This is a genomic window from Halorubrum sp. Atlit-8R, from assembly GCF_003666025.1.
GTDB lineage: Archaea > Halobacteriota > Halobacteria > Halobacteriales > Haloferacaceae > Halorubrum > Halorubrum salinarum.
Map to the genome: position 1 here is coordinate 343,084 of NZ_QPLV01000001.1, position 13,917 is coordinate 357,000.

Below are 13,917 nucleotides of genomic sequence, written 5' to 3' on the forward strand. Positions count from 1 at the left end.
TGGCTCTCAGTTATCAGCGGTGAGAAACTACCGGCGGGGCCGCGGGGCGATTCGATCTCCCTTCCGCTGCGAGGGGACCGACATCGCCGCTCAGTCGACGATTCGGTTCGCCGCCGCGACGCTCCCCGCCGCGAGGACCCCGCCGGCGACGACGTCCGTGACCCAGTGGATGCCGAGGAACACGGTCGCGACGACGATGCTTCCGGCCAGCGCCCCCGCGACGTAGGTCCAGCGCGGGAACTCCTCGTGGGTCGAGACGGCCGCGAGGAACACCGTCACCGACAGCGCGGTGTGGAGGGAGGGGAAGACGTTCGTGGCGGCGTTCACCTGCGAGGTGAGCTGGGTGACTCCCCCGAACCAGTCGAGGAGCAGGGGCTCGACGGGCGCCGCGCTCGGGTCGGCGCCCGGCACCGTCGGGTAGTTGCGCGGGCCGTACGCGACGACCCCGGCGTAACAGGCGATCGCCACCGCGTAGTTGACCGCGTACGCCGCGACCAGCCGCTTCAGCGGGCGCAGTCGCTCGGCGAACGCGTACGCCGCGACCGGGAACGCGACCAGCACGACGTAGCCGACGACGTACATCGGGCCGAAGTAGTACACCGCGAATCGCGGGACCGCGTCCTGTATCGCGGCCACGAGGTCGCCCTCTATCGCGTAGATGGCGGTCGTCGCGCGGTAGCCGTACTCGAAGGAGAACGCCTCGATCCGCCGGATAGAGCCCTTGTTGACGGCGAGGACGAGGGCGAGCCCCGCGACGTACGGCGCGATCCCGACGGCGCGCTCGCGGAGCAGGTCGCGGTCCGAGAGGACGGTCCGCATGCGGTCCGGACCGACGCAGACCGGAAGCAGCACCGCGAACGCGGCGAGCGCGGCGCCGCCGACGAGCCCGGCCACCCCGACGAACCCGGCGGCCGCCGCGGTCATCGCGACTCACCAGTCATCCGTTCACGGACACCCGGGGCGGCGGAGCAATCAGTCTCTCGGTAGCGGTGGGCCGTCCGCGTCACCGGGCGTCCGACTCGGCCCACGGGAGCGGCTCGGTACACCAGTGACAGAAGTCGAGGTCGGCGTCGACCTCCTTGCCGCAGTTGGGACAGGACACCTCCAGCGTCTCGCCGTCCTCGACGGTCGCGGCCGCCGGCGGGGGGGACTGGCCGCCTCCCGGTCCGTCGTCGCCGTCGGCGCTCGCGGCCCGCCGCCGCATCGCCTCGGCGGCGGCGTCGGCGCGGTCGCGTTCGGCGGCGTCGGCGCGGCCGACGAGGTACGCGTCGAGCGCCGACAGCGCGGACAGGAGCACGATGGGCAGCGTCACGTCGGTCGGGACCGCCGCCGTCAGCGCCGCGGGGTCGGCCAGCGGGTCGACGGGCTCTACGTCGTACAGCGCGAACAGCGCGACCCCGCCGCCGACGATCGTCAGGTGCCACAGCAGCGCCCGCCCCCACCGGCGCAACGCGAGGTGGCCGAGCCCCGGGAAGACCAGCGCGAGCAGGGCCGCGAGGACGGGGCGCAACTGGTTTCGCATACGGCCCGGCTTCGACCGGCCGGTACTTAGGCCTGCGGTGTCGCCCCGAGCGCCCCCGTCGACCGAGCCGTCCCCCGGTCCGCCACCGCTTCGGCCGGGATAACAACCGTTAATCGCGGCCCGTTCGTCGGCGGGCACATGAGCAGCCAGCGGGCGACCGCGTTCGTCCCGGGCCACGTCACCGCCTTCTTCAGCGCGCACCCCGCCGACGACCCGGCGGTCGCCGGGTCGCGCGGCGCCGGGCTGACGCTCGCCGACGGCGTGACCGTCCGGGTGTCGGCGCCGGCCGACGCGGTCGACGGCGACGGCGACGGCGACGACAGCGACGCGGCGGACGCGAGCGACCGCGACGCGAACGCCGACGCCGGGTCGCGCACCGTGGACGGCGAGCCCGGATCGATCGGCGCGGTCGACGACGTCCTCGCCGAACTGGACGCGACCGCTGCCGACGTCGCGGTCGAGACCGACCTCCCGATCGGGGCCGGCTTCGGCGTCTCCGGCGCCGCGGCGCTGGGGGCCGCCCTCGCCGCGAACGACGCGTTCGACCGCGCCCGCACCGAGAACGACCTCGTCCGGATCGCCCACGCCGCGGAGGTCGGCCGCGGGACCGGCCTCGGCGACGTGGTCGCACAGGCGCGCGGCGGCGTCCCGGTCCGGCTCGAACCGGGCGCGCCGGGCGCCGGCCAGCTCGACGGCGTCCCGGCGACCGCCCGCGTCGAGTACGTCACCTTCGGCGAACTGTCGACGGAGACCGTCCTCGGCGGCGACACGGACGCGCTCACGGCGGCCGGCGAGGACGCGCTCGACCGGCTCCGCGCGGACCCGCGGCTGCCGACGCTGATGGACGCCGCCCGTGAGTTCGCCCGCGAGGCCGACCTCCTCGTCCCCGAGGTCGCCGAGGCGGTCGAGGCCGTCGACGCGGCCGGGGGCGAGGCCGCGATGGCGATGCTCGGCCGCACGGTCTTCGCGCTCGACACCGGGCTCTCCGACGCGGGCTACGACCCCGAGGTCTGTCGGATCGACGCCGCGGGCGCGCGGCTCGTCGACCGCTGACTCCTTCGGCGGCTGCCCGGAACGGTCGACGGTCCTTCACCGACGTGCGGGTGCGGTCGCCCCGACCAAGTCGGGGTGTCGTCCCGGGCCCGTCGGCCAGTCGACCGTCGGCTTTTGCGATGCTCCGCGCTCGATATCGTCCCGAGTGTGCTGCCACTCCTCGTGGCGACACAGGACGTTCACCGGAATTCCTTCGAGCCCTGCTACCGATGCGATCGCCGTCCGGTGGAACCCCTCGCAAAGCTGTATCTCCCCGTCCCGTCCGATCGCGACAACCGGTTCGAGTCGGTGGATATACGCGCTCTCGAAGTCGTTTTCCGTTGACGCCGGCTCGTGTTTGGCCTCGGCGTTTGGCCGGTACCCTTCTGTCTCGATCGATCGGATCAGGTCGTCGAGATACGCGAGCCGGACCCGCCGATACTCGTCGACGCTCTCGTATCCGCGGACGCGTTCGTCGGCTTCGAACCGCTCTCTCGCGCGACGGTACAGGGGTGTCTCCTCCCACGCGTCCCCCTCCTCGTATCGCTGCCGTACCGACCGGTACACCGGCGTCTCACGGACTGGTTCCCGTCCGTCGATGTCCCAGTCACCGCCCTCGACCCGGCCGATACCCCGATCGAGGCGAAGTCGCTGGTTATGGTGTCGTACTTCCGTCGGATCGACCCGTATCGTCGCCCACGGGTCCGCCGGCGCCCGGTACCGCCGGTCGTTCGCGAACGCGTGCCACCGGGTGTAGTAGCGGAGTCGATCGAGATCCATCGGTGCGAGCGGCCGAATGTCGTTCGGCGCGGCACTAAACGGATCGCTTCGTCGGGTCGACGGCGACAAAATAACCGACGTCCGCCGACGAACAAAGCTTTACCGCGTCGCCCGCCTATCTCCGGCAAATGGTACTCGACGACCTCGGTACGTCCCTGCGGAGCAGCCTCAACAAGCTCCAGGGGAAGTCCCGACTCTCCGAGAGCGACGTCGAGGAGATCGTCAAGGAGATCCAGCGCTCCCTGCTGTCCGCCGACGTCGACGTCTCCCTCGTGATGGAGCTGTCGGACTCGATCAAGTCCCGCGCGCTCGAAGAGGAGCCGCCGGGCGGCACCACCGCGAAGGACCACGTCCTCAAGATCGTCTACGAGGAGATGGTCGAGCTGGTCGGCGACTCCACCGAGCTCCCCTTAGAGAATCAGACGATCCTGCTGGCCGGCCTCCAGGGGTCGGGGAAGACCACCTCCGCGGCGAAGATGGCTTGGTGGTTCTCGAAGAAGGGCCTCCGCCCCGCGGTGATCCAGACGGACACCTTCCGGCCGGGCGCGTACGACCAGGCGAAGCAGATGTGCGAGCGCGCCGAGGTCGACTTCTACGGGAACCCCGACAACGACGACCCGGTTGACATCGCGCGGACCGGCCTCGAAGAGACCGCGGACGCCGACGTTCACATCGTCGACACCGCCGGCCGCCACGCGCTCGAAGACGACCTCATCGCGGAGATCGAAGAGATCGAGGGCGTCGTCGACCCGGACCGCTCGCTGCTCGTCTTAGACGCCGCGATCGGGCAGGGCGCGAAGGAGCAGGCCCGCCAGTTCGAGGAGTCGATCGGCATCGAGGGCGTCGTGATCACCAAGCTCGACGGGACCGCGAAGGGGGGCGGGGCGCTCACCGCGGTCAACGAGACCGACTCCTCCATCGCCTTCCTCGGCACCGGGGAGACGGTCCAGGACATCGAGCGCTTCGAGCCCTCGGGGTTCATCTCGCGGCTGCTCGGGATGGGCGACTTAAAGCAGCTCTCCGAGCGCGTCGAGCGCGCGATGCAGGAGACCCAGGAGGAGGACGAGGACTGGGACCCGGAGGACATGCTGAAGGGGGAGTTCACCCTGAAGGACATGAAGCGGCAGATGGACGCGATGAACAAGATGGGGCCGCTCGACCAGGTGATGGACATGATCCCGGGGCTCGGCGGCGGGATGATGGACGAGCTGCCGGACGACGCGATGGACGTCACCCAAGACCGGATGCGCCGCTTCGAGCGCATCATGGACTCGATGACCGAGGAGGAGCTGGAGAACCCCCGCGTCGTCGGCCAGTCGCGCACCGAGCGGATCGCCCGCGGCTCCGGCACCGACGAGGAGACGGTCCGCCAACTCTTGGAACAGCACTCGATGATGGAGGAGACCATCGGCCAGTTCCAGGGGATGGGCGAGGGCGACATGCAGCGCATGATGAAGAAGATGGGCGGCGAGGGCGGCGGCCTCGGCGACATGATGGGCGGCGGCAAGGGGCCGTTTTAAATCAGTAGGAGCTGTCGGGATTCCACTTCTCAGACGGATTCTCGCCTGAAACAGTAGCTGCCGCTTCCTGCGACTGAGTCGCGTAACAGGAGAGCAGACGTTCTACTGGAATCACAGTAAACCATCATTTAGTATCGTTAGCAGAAACACGTCAACTATGGTCCCCCATATCAGCGACGTTCTGTTCAACGAGCCGCAGGGCCGACCCGTCTCACTCGTTCAGTTCGGCGCGTCGGTCTTCTACCTGTGCCTATTCGCGTATGCGTGGAGCGTCGGCGAAACTGGAGCGGTAGTCCCGTGGCTACTATTCTTTGTTGTCGGAACCGCGCTGTCTGGAATTGCCGAATCCCTTCCGAAAGCCCGACGACGGGCGGCCGGTCTGCTGCGTCTCACGGCCGTCCTCGTATTGGCCTGTTTTCTCGCCATTCTGTTCCTTGCCCCGGAGTCCATCATCGGGTGACCGACGGTCGTTCTTGACACGGGGCAGATCCGTACCGTACATCAGTATGTGTACTTCCTGTACGGAGCGAGTCCGACGAGGACCGCACGAAAATAAGCATTTCAACGGAGCCAAACGGTATCTCATCAGCAAACGGTCGTGTTAACTTAAGCATCGGTTCCAGCAGACGGCGAAGGCCTGGAGCCACGATTCTGCCGCCGTCGGCTCCGCGTTTCTGAACGTATTTGAAAACAAAGAGGTTCTGCGTTTTACTTCTCTAAAGACACGTTCGACAGCATTCCGATTTCCATGACGAGTGATTTGAAATCGGAGTGAGGTGCGTGAGAGCGCAGCTGTGAGATGTCCGCCAGCATCAACAAGAAAGAGCGCGTCGTCAACGCGGTGTTTCTCTCTGAGATCGCGGAGAAACACCAGGGTGAATTGTTGGTTTTGGACGGGAAATACGTCAACATGAAGGAATTCGTTGGTACGAGGATCGACAGCGGCATACAGCCAGAATCTATCTGAGTTGATCTGAATCGCAGTCTCATCGACCGCAACGCGATTCGGGCTCGCACTGTCGGCTGGCTGTAGATCGGCCTTTTGAATCCAATTATGAATTGCTGTTCGGCTTCGATTGACACCCAACTTCTCAAGATACTGTTTAGTATTCGAAAGTGATAATCCAGCAAGATGGAGTTGAATACCGGTTTCAATGATCTCGCGGGGTGTCCGCTCTCGCTCCACAAACTCCAAGTCGATCCAATCAGTACAGCCGTCGAGGCGGTTGGATTCGGACATAGAGCATTCGAAACACCGACCGCCTCGTTCTTAACTTAACATCGCCTCAGCAAACCGATTGTACATTCATAAATGACTACGCGGTGTCGGAGGTGCTGAATCACGAAGTTCCAGCCGATTATTTATAACTCGTCGCGGCGGCAGTGAATCCCTCCGACCCTCCGGCCGCTCGCTTATAAATGGTTGCTGGGAGATCGGCGGAGAACGCCTCCAAAGCCCCAGCCACGAGGCGGGCGCACACTCGTTGTCGTTCGAGACGCCGAAGGCGTCTCGTGATGACGAGAGAGCGAAGCTCTCTCGAACCACGCTCCTCACTCAGTCGCTCACTTCGTTCGCTCCTTCGTTGCGGTGCTTAGGTCGTCTGCGCCCGCCTCGCGGCTGCCCCTCTGAGCCCCGCCCAGCACCGTTCCGCACAGCACCTCACGCCTCCCCAGCCTCGTCAGCCGGCCTCCGCTACGCTCCGGCCGGCTGACTCCCCCGCGCGTGCTGACTCGCGGCCGCCAAGGGCGGCCGCTCGCAGGCACGCGCCACCGCGGAAATCGAAATAATAGATCGATCCTTCCCGGCAGCCAGCGAGCGCTTCAGGCCTTTTATACGGGTGACCGGGCTACGCTTCGCCGATGAACCGAGACCGGATCGGCGAGTACGACGCCCTGATCCTCGTCTCGCTCGTCTGGTTCCTCGGGAAGTTCGTCCGCTACCTCTTCCCCCCGCTTTTCGAGTCGATCCAGGGCGCCTACGGCGTGAGCAACGCCGTCGTCGGGACCGCGTTCACGGGGTTCATGATCGTGTACGCCCTCCTCCAGTTCCCGAGCGGCGCGGTCGCCGACCGGCTCGGACCGGTCCGGGTGATCGTCGCGGGCGCGCTCGTCGCCGGCGCGGGGTCGCTCGCCGTCGTCGTCGACGCGCCCTTCGCCGCGCTGGTCGCCGCGATGCTCGTCATCGGGGCGGGCACCGGCGTCCACAAGACCGTCTCGGTGCGGCTGATCGCCCGCGTCTACCCCGCGCGCACCGGGCGGATGCTCGGCGCGCACGACACGCTGGGCGCAATGGGCGGCGTGGCCGCGCCGGCGGTCGTCGTCGCCGTCCTCTCGGCGCCGCCCGCGCTCGCGGCCGTCCTCGCGCGCCTCCCGGGCGCCGACTGGCGCGCGCCGTTCCTGCTCACCGGCGCCCTCGCGGTCGGGCTCGCAGTCGCGACCGCGGTCCGGCTCTCCGGGTCGCCGGCGGCGACCGGCTCGACCGACGGCGACGGCGACTCGCCCGGCACGAGCGAGTACCTCCGGCTGTTCCGGAACCCCCGCTTCTCGGCGTTCGTGCTGGTGACTGTCGGGTTCTCGTTCGCGCACAACGGCCTCGTCGCGTTCCTCCCGCTGTACCTCTCGGAGGCCGCCGGCCTCGCGACCGCGACTGCGAACCTCCTGTACTCGCTCGTGTTCGCGGTGACGTTCGTCCAGCTGGTCACCGGCGACCTCTCGGACCGCGTCGGCCGCTTCCCGGTGATGGTCGCGGCGCTCGGGCTGGCGGCGGCGGCGCTCGTCGCGCTCGTCTCGCTGCCGAGCCTCGGGCTTGGCGCCGTCGCCGCCGCGGTCGTCGTCGCCCTCTTCGGCTTCGGCTCGCACGGGTTCCAGCCGGTGCGCAGCGCCTACCTGATGGAGCTGCTCCCGGAGCGGCTGGCGGGCGGCGGGCTCGGCGTCGTCCGGACGCTGCTGATGGGCGCCGGCGCGCTCGCGCCGAGCGCGGTCGGCATCCTCGCCGACGCGGTCGGGTTCCGGCCGGCGTTCGCCCTCCTCGCCGGCTCGATGGGCCTCGCGGCGGTCGTCGCCGCCGGGCTCTGGGTGACGGAGTGAGGCGCCGGTTGGCCCTCCGACCGGACCCCTGACCGGCCCGCGGCGCTCAGTCGAGGCTCCCGGGCTCGAACGCCTCCGGGTCGAACTCGTGTTCGCGGAGGCGGTCGGCGTCGACCGCGCGCAGCACGGACTCGTTCGTGGCCTCGAGGACGACCGGCGGCGCGACCCCCGCCTCGGCCGCCTCCGTCCAGCGACCGACGCAGAGGCACCAGCGGTCGCCCGGCTCCAGCCCGGGGAAGTCGAACTCGGGGCGCGGCGTGATCAGGTCGTTGCCGCGGTCGCGGCTGTACCGGAGGAACTCGGCCGTGACGACCGCACAGAGCGTGTGTTCGCCCACGTCGCCGTCGACGTCGCGGCAGTACCCGTCGCGGAGGTAGCCGGTCGTCGGCTCGCCGCCGCAGGGGGCCAGGTCGCCGCCGAAGACGTTGCGCTCGCCGGGCTCCCCGTCGGAGTCGTCGGTCGACATGGAACGGGGTTCGGCCGCCGCCGACATAAGCGACCGGCGGGTCGCCGCCCGGCGGCCGTCGGGCGTTCGGCCGGCCGTATAAGTGCCGCGCCGTCGAACGGTCGCGGCATGAGCCGGAACGACGAGGTCGCGACCCGCCTAGAGGAGTTCGCCGACCTCCTCGAGGCGACGGGCGTCGAGTACAAGCCGACCGCCTACCGACGGGCGGCCGAGAACGTCCGCGACCACCCCGCGCCGATCGAGGGGCTCGCGGCGGAGGGCGAGGAGGCTGTCGCCGAGATCGACCGGGTCGGCGACGCCATCGCCGCGAAGATCGTCGAGTACGTCGAGACCGGCGAGATCGAGGAGCTGACCGAGCTCCGCGAGGAGCTGCCGGTCGACATGGCCGGGCTGACCGCGGTCGAGGGCGTCGGCCCCAAGACGGTCGGCTCGCTGTACGACGCGCTCGGGGTCGCCGACCTCGACGAGCTCGAGGCCGCCGCGGAGGCCGGCGAGATACAGGAGGTGTCCGGGTTCGGCGCCAAGACGGAGGAGAACATCCTCGAGAACGTCCCGTTCGCCCGCGAGGCCCGCGAGCGCACGCGCCTCGGCGACGCCCGGCCCGTCGCGGACGACGCGCTCGGGTACCTCGCCGACCGCGACGCCGTCGAGTCCGTCGAGGTGTGCGGCTCGATCCGGCGCTGGAAGCCGACGATCGGCGACGTGGACCTGCTCGTCGCCAGTGAGGAGCGCGAGCCGATCGTCGAGGCGTTCACGGACTGGGACGCCGCGGACGCGACGATCGAGGCGGGCACCGGGAAGGCGAGCGTGCGCGCCGACGGCACCCGCGTCGACCTCCGGATCGTCGACCCCGACGAGTTCGGCGCCGCGCTCCAGTACTTCACCGGGTCGCGGGCGCACAACGTCGCCGTCCGCAACCGGGCGATCGACCGCGGGCTCAAGCTGAACGAGTACGGGCTCTTCGACGTGAGCGACCTCGACGAGGACCCCGCCGCCGACGCGGACGACGGCGGAGACGCCGCCGAGGCGGACTCGACGCGCGCCGGCGAGCGCGTCGCCGGCGAGAGCGAGGACGAGGTGTACCGCGCGCTCGACATGGAGCCGGTTCCGCCCGAACTGCGCGAGGACCGCGGCGAGGTCGACGCGGCCGCCGAGAACCGGCTCCCGCCGCTCATCGGCGAGGGCGAGCTCCGCGGCGACCTCCACACCCACACCGACTGGTCCGACGGCGGCTTCTCGATCGCGGAGATGGCGCGGGCGGCCGACGAGCGCGGGTACGACTACCACGTCGTCACCGACCACGCGACCGGGCCGGGGATGGTCGGCGGGGTCGGTCTCGACGAGTCCGACATCGAGGAGCAGGCGACGGCGGTCGCCGAGGCGGCCGACGAGGTCGGGATCCCGATATTCCACGGGATCGAGGCCAACATCGACGCCGACGGCGGGCTCTCGACGGACGACGAGACCCTCGCCGCGCTCGACCTGGTGGTCGCGTCGCCGCACGCTGCCCTCGGACAGGACCGCGAGGCGGCCACCGAGCGCCTAGTCAACGCGGTCGAACACCCCCACGTCGACGTGCTGGGCCACCCGACCGGCCGCCTCATCAACGAGCGGCCGGGGCTCGACCCGGACGTGGAGGCGATCGCGACGGCCGCATCGGCTGCCGGCACCGCGATCGAGGTGAACGCGAACCCCGCGCGCCTCGACGCCGACGGGGAGTTCGTCCGGGCCGCGATCGAGGCGGGCGCGACGATCGCCGTCAACACCGACGCGCACGCCCCGCGCGAGCTCGACAACGCGCGCTACGGGGTCCACACCGCGCGGCGGGGATGGGCGCGGGCCGCCGACGTGCTCAACGCGCGCTCGCTCAACGGGGTCCGATCGTTCCTGCTCGAATGACGAGCGGCGATGGCGGCGACGCGCTCGACGGTCCGGGTCCCGCAACCGGGGAGAACCCCCCGGTCCTGCTCGACGTCATGTGCGGGAAGCTGGCCACCTACCTGCGCCTGTGCGGCTACGACGCCGCCTACGCGCTCGACCGCGGCGTCGAGGCCGACGACCGGCTCCTCGACCTCGCGGCCGACGAGGGGCGGACCCTGGTCACCCGCGACCGCGACCTCGCGGCGCGGGCCGACGCGGCGGACGGCTCCCCCGAGGCCGTCCTCCTCACCGAGCGCGACGTGCTCGACCAGCTCCGCGAGTTCGACGCGGCAGGATTCGCCGTCGAACTCGCCGCCGAGCCTTCCCGGTGCGGCTCGTGTAACGGTCCCGTCGAGCGCGTCGGCGCCGAGGGGAATCCCGCTCCCGTCGACCGCCCCGACTACGTCCCCGACGACGTGGGGACCGACCGACCCGGATGGCGCTGCGCCGAGTGCGGGCAGTGGTTCTGGAAGGGCGGCCACTGGGACGACGTGGCGGCACGGCTGGACGGGCTCTGACTCGCTCGCCCGACGCCCCGAGCGTAACCGGTTTGCCGGCCCGCCGCGTAGCGAGGGGCAATGGACCGCGACCGCGCCGTCGACCGCCTGGAGTCGCTCGTCGACCGCGTCGAGCGCGAGCCGATGCCGGTGCCCGTCCGCGAGGTGTGGGCGTTCGGCGACGTGGCGCTCGGGCTCGACCCGGTCGACCGGCTCGACGTCTACCTCACGAAGGACGTGATCATGGGCGGCGACGGCGACGCGGCCGCCGCCTTCGAGGCCGAGTACGGCGTGAAGGGCGTCGGCACCACGGTCGACGCCGACTGGGCCGAGGCGAACCCCGACCGCGTCCGGACGAGCGACAACGGCTACGCGGCGCCCGAGAAGTGCCTCGCGGCCGAACTAGTCGACGACGACGAGCCCATCCACCTCGAAGTGTGTAACGCCGGCTTCGAGGACAACGTCCGCCAGCGGCTGAAGGGCGCGCTCGCCCGCGACGCCTACGAGGAGGTGCTCGACCCCCGGGGCGTCTGCCTGTGGGTCGACGGCGAGCGCGACGACGAGGCGTTTGACCGCCTCCGCGAGGCCTCGCTCGCGATGCCGACGCTGCCCGCCGCGCTGGGGATGCTCGGCGCCGACGAGGACGCCGCGAATGCGGCCGCGGACGTGCTGAAGCGGCAGCGCGCCGAGCAGGAGGGGGCGTCCGTCCGCGGCGACATGGTCTGAACCGGCTCCCGGGAAAACGGGGGTCAGCCGCTCGACGCCACCCGTCCGACGGTCACGTCGAACGGGACGTACTCGACGCGCTCGTACTCCTCGGCGCCGATGGCGTCGACGACCTCGCGGCCCATCTCGCGCCAGCGCCCGCGGAGATCGTCGTAGGCCGCCTCCGAGGTCGCGGCCACCAGCTCCTCGCGGTGGTCGGCCAGGCCCGCGCCGGAGGCCTTCCGCGCCGCCGACCGCAGCGCGGCCTCCGCGTACGGCGGCTCGGTCCGCTTCTCGTGGACGTAGCGACGGGTCCGCACGTCGACGAGCCCGGCCGCGTCGAACGCCTCGCGCACGCGGTCGCCGAGCGCCACGTCCGTCTCCACGCCCGCGACGTACGCCTCGCGCGCCTCGCGCTCCAGCCGCTCCTCGGCGTCGACCGTCGAGGCCACCCGCACGTCGGCGTTGTCCGGCTCGACCGCGGCGACGAGGTCCCCGGAGACGCGGGCGAGCTCCCGCACCGCCGCGGTCGGGTCGGGCAGGTTGATCAGGAGCGCCTGACAGACCGCCAGGTCGACCGCGTCGTCGGCGACCGGCAGCCGGGTCGCGTCCCCCGCCAGGTAGCCGATCCGCCCGTCGCTCTCCTCGCGGGCGACCCCGAGGAGGTCGCGGTCGGCGTCGACGCCGATCACGGTCGCGTCCGCGTCGCCCGCCGCGTCCGCCTCCGCGGCCAGCACGCGGGTCAGCTCCCCCGTGCCGCAGCCGACGTCGAGGACGCGCTCGCGGCTCCCCAGGTTCAGGTCCGCGAGCGCGTCGCGGCCGTCGTCCCACATCCCGCGGCGGGTGTGTTCGAGGTACTCGGCGGAGAAGCGTCGCACGGGCCCGCTTCGCGGCGGGCGGAAATAAACGTCAGGAGATCGGTCGCGTGCGGCCCCGCGTCCTCACTCCGCGTCGCCGCTTTCGCTGTTCCCGCTACCGGACCCGACCCCGATTAGGTCGGCGGCGAGGACGGCGGTCACGCCGGCGCAGTAGCCGACGAACGCGCTGGTCACCCCGACCGCGGCGAAGCTCACCGTCACGTCGCCGATCGCCGGGTTCCCCCCGTTGATCCCGGGGACGCCGACCACCGTCCCGAGGAGGACGAACCCGCCGAGGACGGCCGCCGGCACGACGCCGACGGTCAGGCACGCCGGGCCCCCGCACCGCGCGTACGCGCCGGCGGCGGCCAGCGGCCCGGGCGCGTAGAAGACCAGCAGCGGCAGGACCCGGTCGGTCAGGGCGCTCGCCGTCGTCACGCCCGCCGACTCGGCGAGGAACGCGGCGACGAGCGCGAGCGCCACGGCGCCGGCGAACCCGACCACCAGCCCGACCGCGCGGCCGCGGCGGCGTCCCAACAGCAACGCCTTCGTGATGGGCATGTCCGTGGATCGCTCGCGAGGTCACTTAAAACCGCGTCGGACGGACGGCGTCCTCGGAGCCGACGGCGCTCGGTGCCGCAGAGCCCGTCTCAGTCGTGACGCAGCTCGCGGACCCGGTCGATGTTCCACGCGAAGCTCTTCCCGTCCTCCGTCGGCGTCTCTAGGGCCAGCGGCACGTCGACCAGGTCGGGGTGGTTGAGGATCCGCTCCATCCCCGCCTCGCCGATGTGCCCCTCGCCGATGTGGGCGTGCTCGTCCTTGTTGGTGCCGCACTCGTGTTTCGAGTCGTTGAGGTGGATGTACTTCAGGTGCTCTAACCCGACCACGTCGTCGAACTCCGCGACCGTCTCGTCGACCGCCTCGGGCGTCGAGAGGTCGTAGCCCGCCGCGAACGCGTGGGCCGTGTCGACGCAGACGTCGATGTCGGTCTCCGTGCGGTCGATGATCCCCGCGAGGTGCTCGAACTCGCCGCCCAGCTTCGTCCCCGCGCCCGCGTCGCTCTCGATCAGGACCGTGACGCCGTCGGGCACGTCGAGGTCGTCGATCACCGACGCGGCGTTGTCGAGCCCGCCCTCGACCCCGGCGCCCGTGTGCGCGCCGAGGTGGACGTTGACGTACGGGATCCCCAGCTTGTCGGCCGCGTCGACCTCCTTTTGCATCGAGTCGAGCGACTTCTCCCGGAGCCCCTCCTTCGGCGTACAGAGGTTCACGAGGTAGGAGGTGTGGATCACCCACGGTCCCTCCAGGTCGCGCTCGGTCCCCTCGCGGAACCGCTCGGCCTCGTCGTCGCCGATGTCCGGGTCCTGCCACACCTGCGGCGAGTGGGTGAATATCTGTCCGCAGTTGCCGCCGACCTCGACCTGGTTCGCCACGGCGTTGTCCACGCCGCCCGCGATGGAGACGTGCGCGCCGACCTTGAGGCTCATACCGGCTACACGGAGGCGGTCGAAAAAGCCCCTTCGGAACCGGG

General features: G+C 70.6%; 15 protein-coding genes. 7 read left to right on the forward strand and 8 right to left on the reverse strand.

Annotation, left to right across the window (positions count from 1 at the left end):
- Nucleotides 1–90 precede the first annotated feature (90 nt).
- Nucleotides 91–924 carry a phosphatase PAP2 family protein gene (locus tag DVK05_RS01575; protein ID WP_121561686.1) on the reverse strand — a complete coding sequence of 278 codons (834 nt, stop codon included), beginning with the start codon at nucleotides 922–924 and terminating at the stop codon, nucleotides 91–93.
- Between the two features lie 79 nt (nucleotides 925–1,003).
- Nucleotides 1,004–1,522 (reverse strand): zinc ribbon domain-containing protein, encoded by a 519-nt coding sequence (locus tag DVK05_RS01580; RefSeq protein ID WP_121561687.1) that lies wholly within the window; start codon nucleotides 1,520–1,522, stop codon nucleotides 1,004–1,006.
- 138 nt (nucleotides 1,523–1,660) lie between these two features.
- Here DVK05_RS01580 and DVK05_RS01585 point away from each other — a divergent pair, with 138 nt between their 5' ends.
- Nucleotides 1,661–2,575, forward strand: a complete 915-nt coding sequence (locus DVK05_RS01585) for a pantoate kinase (protein WP_121561688.1) — start codon at nucleotides 1,661–1,663, stop codon at nucleotides 2,573–2,575.
- Between the two features lie 36 nt (nucleotides 2,576–2,611).
- On the opposite strand, the gene DVK05_RS01590 is transcribed toward DVK05_RS01585, so the two are convergent.
- Nucleotides 2,612–3,334 carry a hypothetical protein gene (locus tag DVK05_RS01590; protein ID WP_121561689.1) on the reverse strand — a complete coding sequence of 241 codons (723 nt, stop codon included), beginning with the start codon at nucleotides 3,332–3,334 and terminating at the stop codon, nucleotides 2,612–2,614.
- A gap of 128 nt (nucleotides 3,335–3,462) precedes the next feature.
- Here DVK05_RS01590 and DVK05_RS01595 point away from each other — a divergent pair, with 128 nt between their 5' ends.
- Together DVK05_RS01595 and DVK05_RS01600 are read left to right on the forward strand one after the other, a co-directional pair.
- Nucleotides 3,463–4,854: a signal recognition particle protein Srp54 gene (locus DVK05_RS01595; protein WP_121561690.1), complete on the forward strand. Its 1,392-nt coding sequence runs from the start codon at nucleotides 3,463–3,465 to the stop codon at nucleotides 4,852–4,854.
- 157 nt (nucleotides 4,855–5,011) lie between these two features.
- Complete coding sequence (locus DVK05_RS01600; protein WP_121561691.1) at nucleotides 5,012–5,314, forward strand: hypothetical protein; 303 nt, start codon at nucleotides 5,012–5,014, stop codon at nucleotides 5,312–5,314.
- 141 nt (nucleotides 5,315–5,455) lie between these two features.
- On the opposite strand, the gene DVK05_RS01605 is transcribed toward DVK05_RS01600, so the two are convergent.
- Nucleotides 5,456–6,094: an IS6 family transposase gene (locus tag DVK05_RS01605; RefSeq protein WP_121561434.1), complete on the reverse strand. Its 639-nt coding sequence runs from the start codon at nucleotides 6,092–6,094 to the stop codon at nucleotides 5,456–5,458.
- A 620-nt stretch (nucleotides 6,095–6,714) separates the two neighbouring features.
- Between DVK05_RS01605 and DVK05_RS01610 the strand changes: the two genes are divergently transcribed.
- Nucleotides 6,715–7,941, forward strand: coding sequence for an MFS transporter (locus DVK05_RS01610; protein ID WP_121561692.1), 1,227 nt, complete (start codon nucleotides 6,715–6,717; stop codon nucleotides 7,939–7,941).
- 46 nt (nucleotides 7,942–7,987) lie between these two features.
- Here DVK05_RS01610 and DVK05_RS01615 read toward each other — a convergent pair whose 3' ends face one another.
- Nucleotides 7,988–8,407 (reverse strand): DUF2237 family protein, encoded by a 420-nt coding sequence (locus DVK05_RS01615; RefSeq protein WP_121561693.1) that lies wholly within the window; start codon nucleotides 8,405–8,407, stop codon nucleotides 7,988–7,990.
- Nucleotides 8,408–8,515: 108 nt separating this feature from the next.
- Between DVK05_RS01615 and DVK05_RS01620 the strand changes: the two genes are divergently transcribed.
- The 3 genes from DVK05_RS01620 to DVK05_RS01630 are packed head-to-tail and all read left to right on the forward strand — an operon-like array spanning nucleotide 8,516 to nucleotide 11,550.
- A complete protein-coding gene (locus DVK05_RS01620; RefSeq protein ID WP_121561694.1) occupies nucleotides 8,516–10,306 on the forward strand; it encodes a helix-hairpin-helix domain-containing protein in 1,791 nt (596 codons plus the stop codon).
- Entirely contained in the window at nucleotides 10,303–10,845 is a 543-nt protein-coding gene (locus DVK05_RS01625) for a Mut7-C RNAse domain-containing protein (RefSeq protein ID WP_121561695.1), read from the forward strand. The genes DVK05_RS01620 and DVK05_RS01625 overlap by 4 nt, the downstream gene beginning before the upstream one ends.
- Before the next feature lie 60 nt (nucleotides 10,846–10,905).
- Nucleotides 10,906–11,550, forward strand: coding sequence for a hypothetical protein (locus tag DVK05_RS01630; protein ID WP_121561696.1), 645 nt, complete (start codon nucleotides 10,906–10,908; stop codon nucleotides 11,548–11,550).
- A 23-nt stretch (nucleotides 11,551–11,573) separates the two neighbouring features.
- Here DVK05_RS01630 and DVK05_RS01635 read toward each other — a convergent pair whose 3' ends face one another.
- The 3 genes from DVK05_RS01635 to DVK05_RS01645 form a co-directional block, all read right to left on the reverse strand.
- The gene (locus DVK05_RS01635) at nucleotides 11,574–12,407 is read right to left on the reverse strand and encodes a class I SAM-dependent methyltransferase (RefSeq protein ID WP_121561697.1); all 834 of its coding nucleotides are present in this window, start codon (nucleotides 12,405–12,407) and stop codon (nucleotides 11,574–11,576) included.
- Nucleotides 12,408–12,470: 63 nt separating this feature from the next.
- The gene (locus DVK05_RS01640) at nucleotides 12,471–12,947 is read right to left on the reverse strand and encodes a hypothetical protein (protein ID WP_121561698.1); all 477 of its coding nucleotides are present in this window, start codon (nucleotides 12,945–12,947) and stop codon (nucleotides 12,471–12,473) included.
- Between the two features lie 89 nt (nucleotides 12,948–13,036).
- A complete protein-coding gene (locus tag DVK05_RS01645) occupies nucleotides 13,037–13,873 on the reverse strand; it encodes a deoxyribonuclease IV (RefSeq protein ID WP_121561699.1) in 837 nt (278 codons plus the stop codon).
- Nucleotides 13,874–13,917: the final 44 nt, after the last annotated feature.

Bases quoted from the DNA above. Each gene is read 5' to 3' on its own strand.
- DVK05_RS01575 (WP_121561686.1), bottom strand. From the start codon at position 924: ATGACCGCGGCGGCCGCCGGGTTCGTCGGGGTGGCCGGGCTCGTCGGC.
- DVK05_RS01580 (WP_121561687.1), bottom strand. From the start codon at position 1,522: ATGCGAAACCAGTTGCGCCCCGTCCTCGCGGCCCTGCTCGCGCTGGTC.
- DVK05_RS01585 (WP_121561688.1), top strand. From the start codon at position 1,661: ATGAGCAGCCAGCGGGCGACCGCGTTCGTCCCGGGCCACGTCACCGCC.
- DVK05_RS01590 (WP_121561689.1), bottom strand. From the start codon at position 3,334: ATGGATCTCGATCGACTCCGCTACTACACCCGGTGGCACGCGTTCGCG.
- DVK05_RS01595 (WP_121561690.1), top strand. From the start codon at position 3,463: ATGGTACTCGACGACCTCGGTACGTCCCTGCGGAGCAGCCTCAACAAG.
- DVK05_RS01600 (WP_121561691.1), top strand. From the start codon at position 5,012: ATGGTCCCCCATATCAGCGACGTTCTGTTCAACGAGCCGCAGGGCCGA.
- DVK05_RS01605 (WP_121561434.1), bottom strand. From the start codon at position 6,094: ATGTCCGAATCCAACCGCCTCGACGGCTGTACTGATTGGATCGACTTG.
- DVK05_RS01610 (WP_121561692.1), top strand. From the start codon at position 6,715: ATGAACCGAGACCGGATCGGCGAGTACGACGCCCTGATCCTCGTCTCG.
- DVK05_RS01615 (WP_121561693.1), bottom strand. From the start codon at position 8,407: ATGTCGACCGACGACTCCGACGGGGAGCCCGGCGAGCGCAACGTCTTC.
- DVK05_RS01620 (WP_121561694.1), top strand. From the start codon at position 8,516: ATGAGCCGGAACGACGAGGTCGCGACCCGCCTAGAGGAGTTCGCCGAC.
- DVK05_RS01625 (WP_121561695.1), top strand. From the start codon at position 10,303: ATGACGAGCGGCGATGGCGGCGACGCGCTCGACGGTCCGGGTCCCGCA.
- DVK05_RS01630 (WP_121561696.1), top strand. From the start codon at position 10,906: ATGGACCGCGACCGCGCCGTCGACCGCCTGGAGTCGCTCGTCGACCGC.
- DVK05_RS01640 (WP_121561698.1), bottom strand. From the start codon at position 12,947: ATGCCCATCACGAAGGCGTTGCTGTTGGGACGCCGCCGCGGCCGCGCG.
- DVK05_RS01645 (WP_121561699.1), bottom strand. From the start codon at position 13,873: ATGAGCCTCAAGGTCGGCGCGCACGTCTCCATCGCGGGCGGCGTGGAC.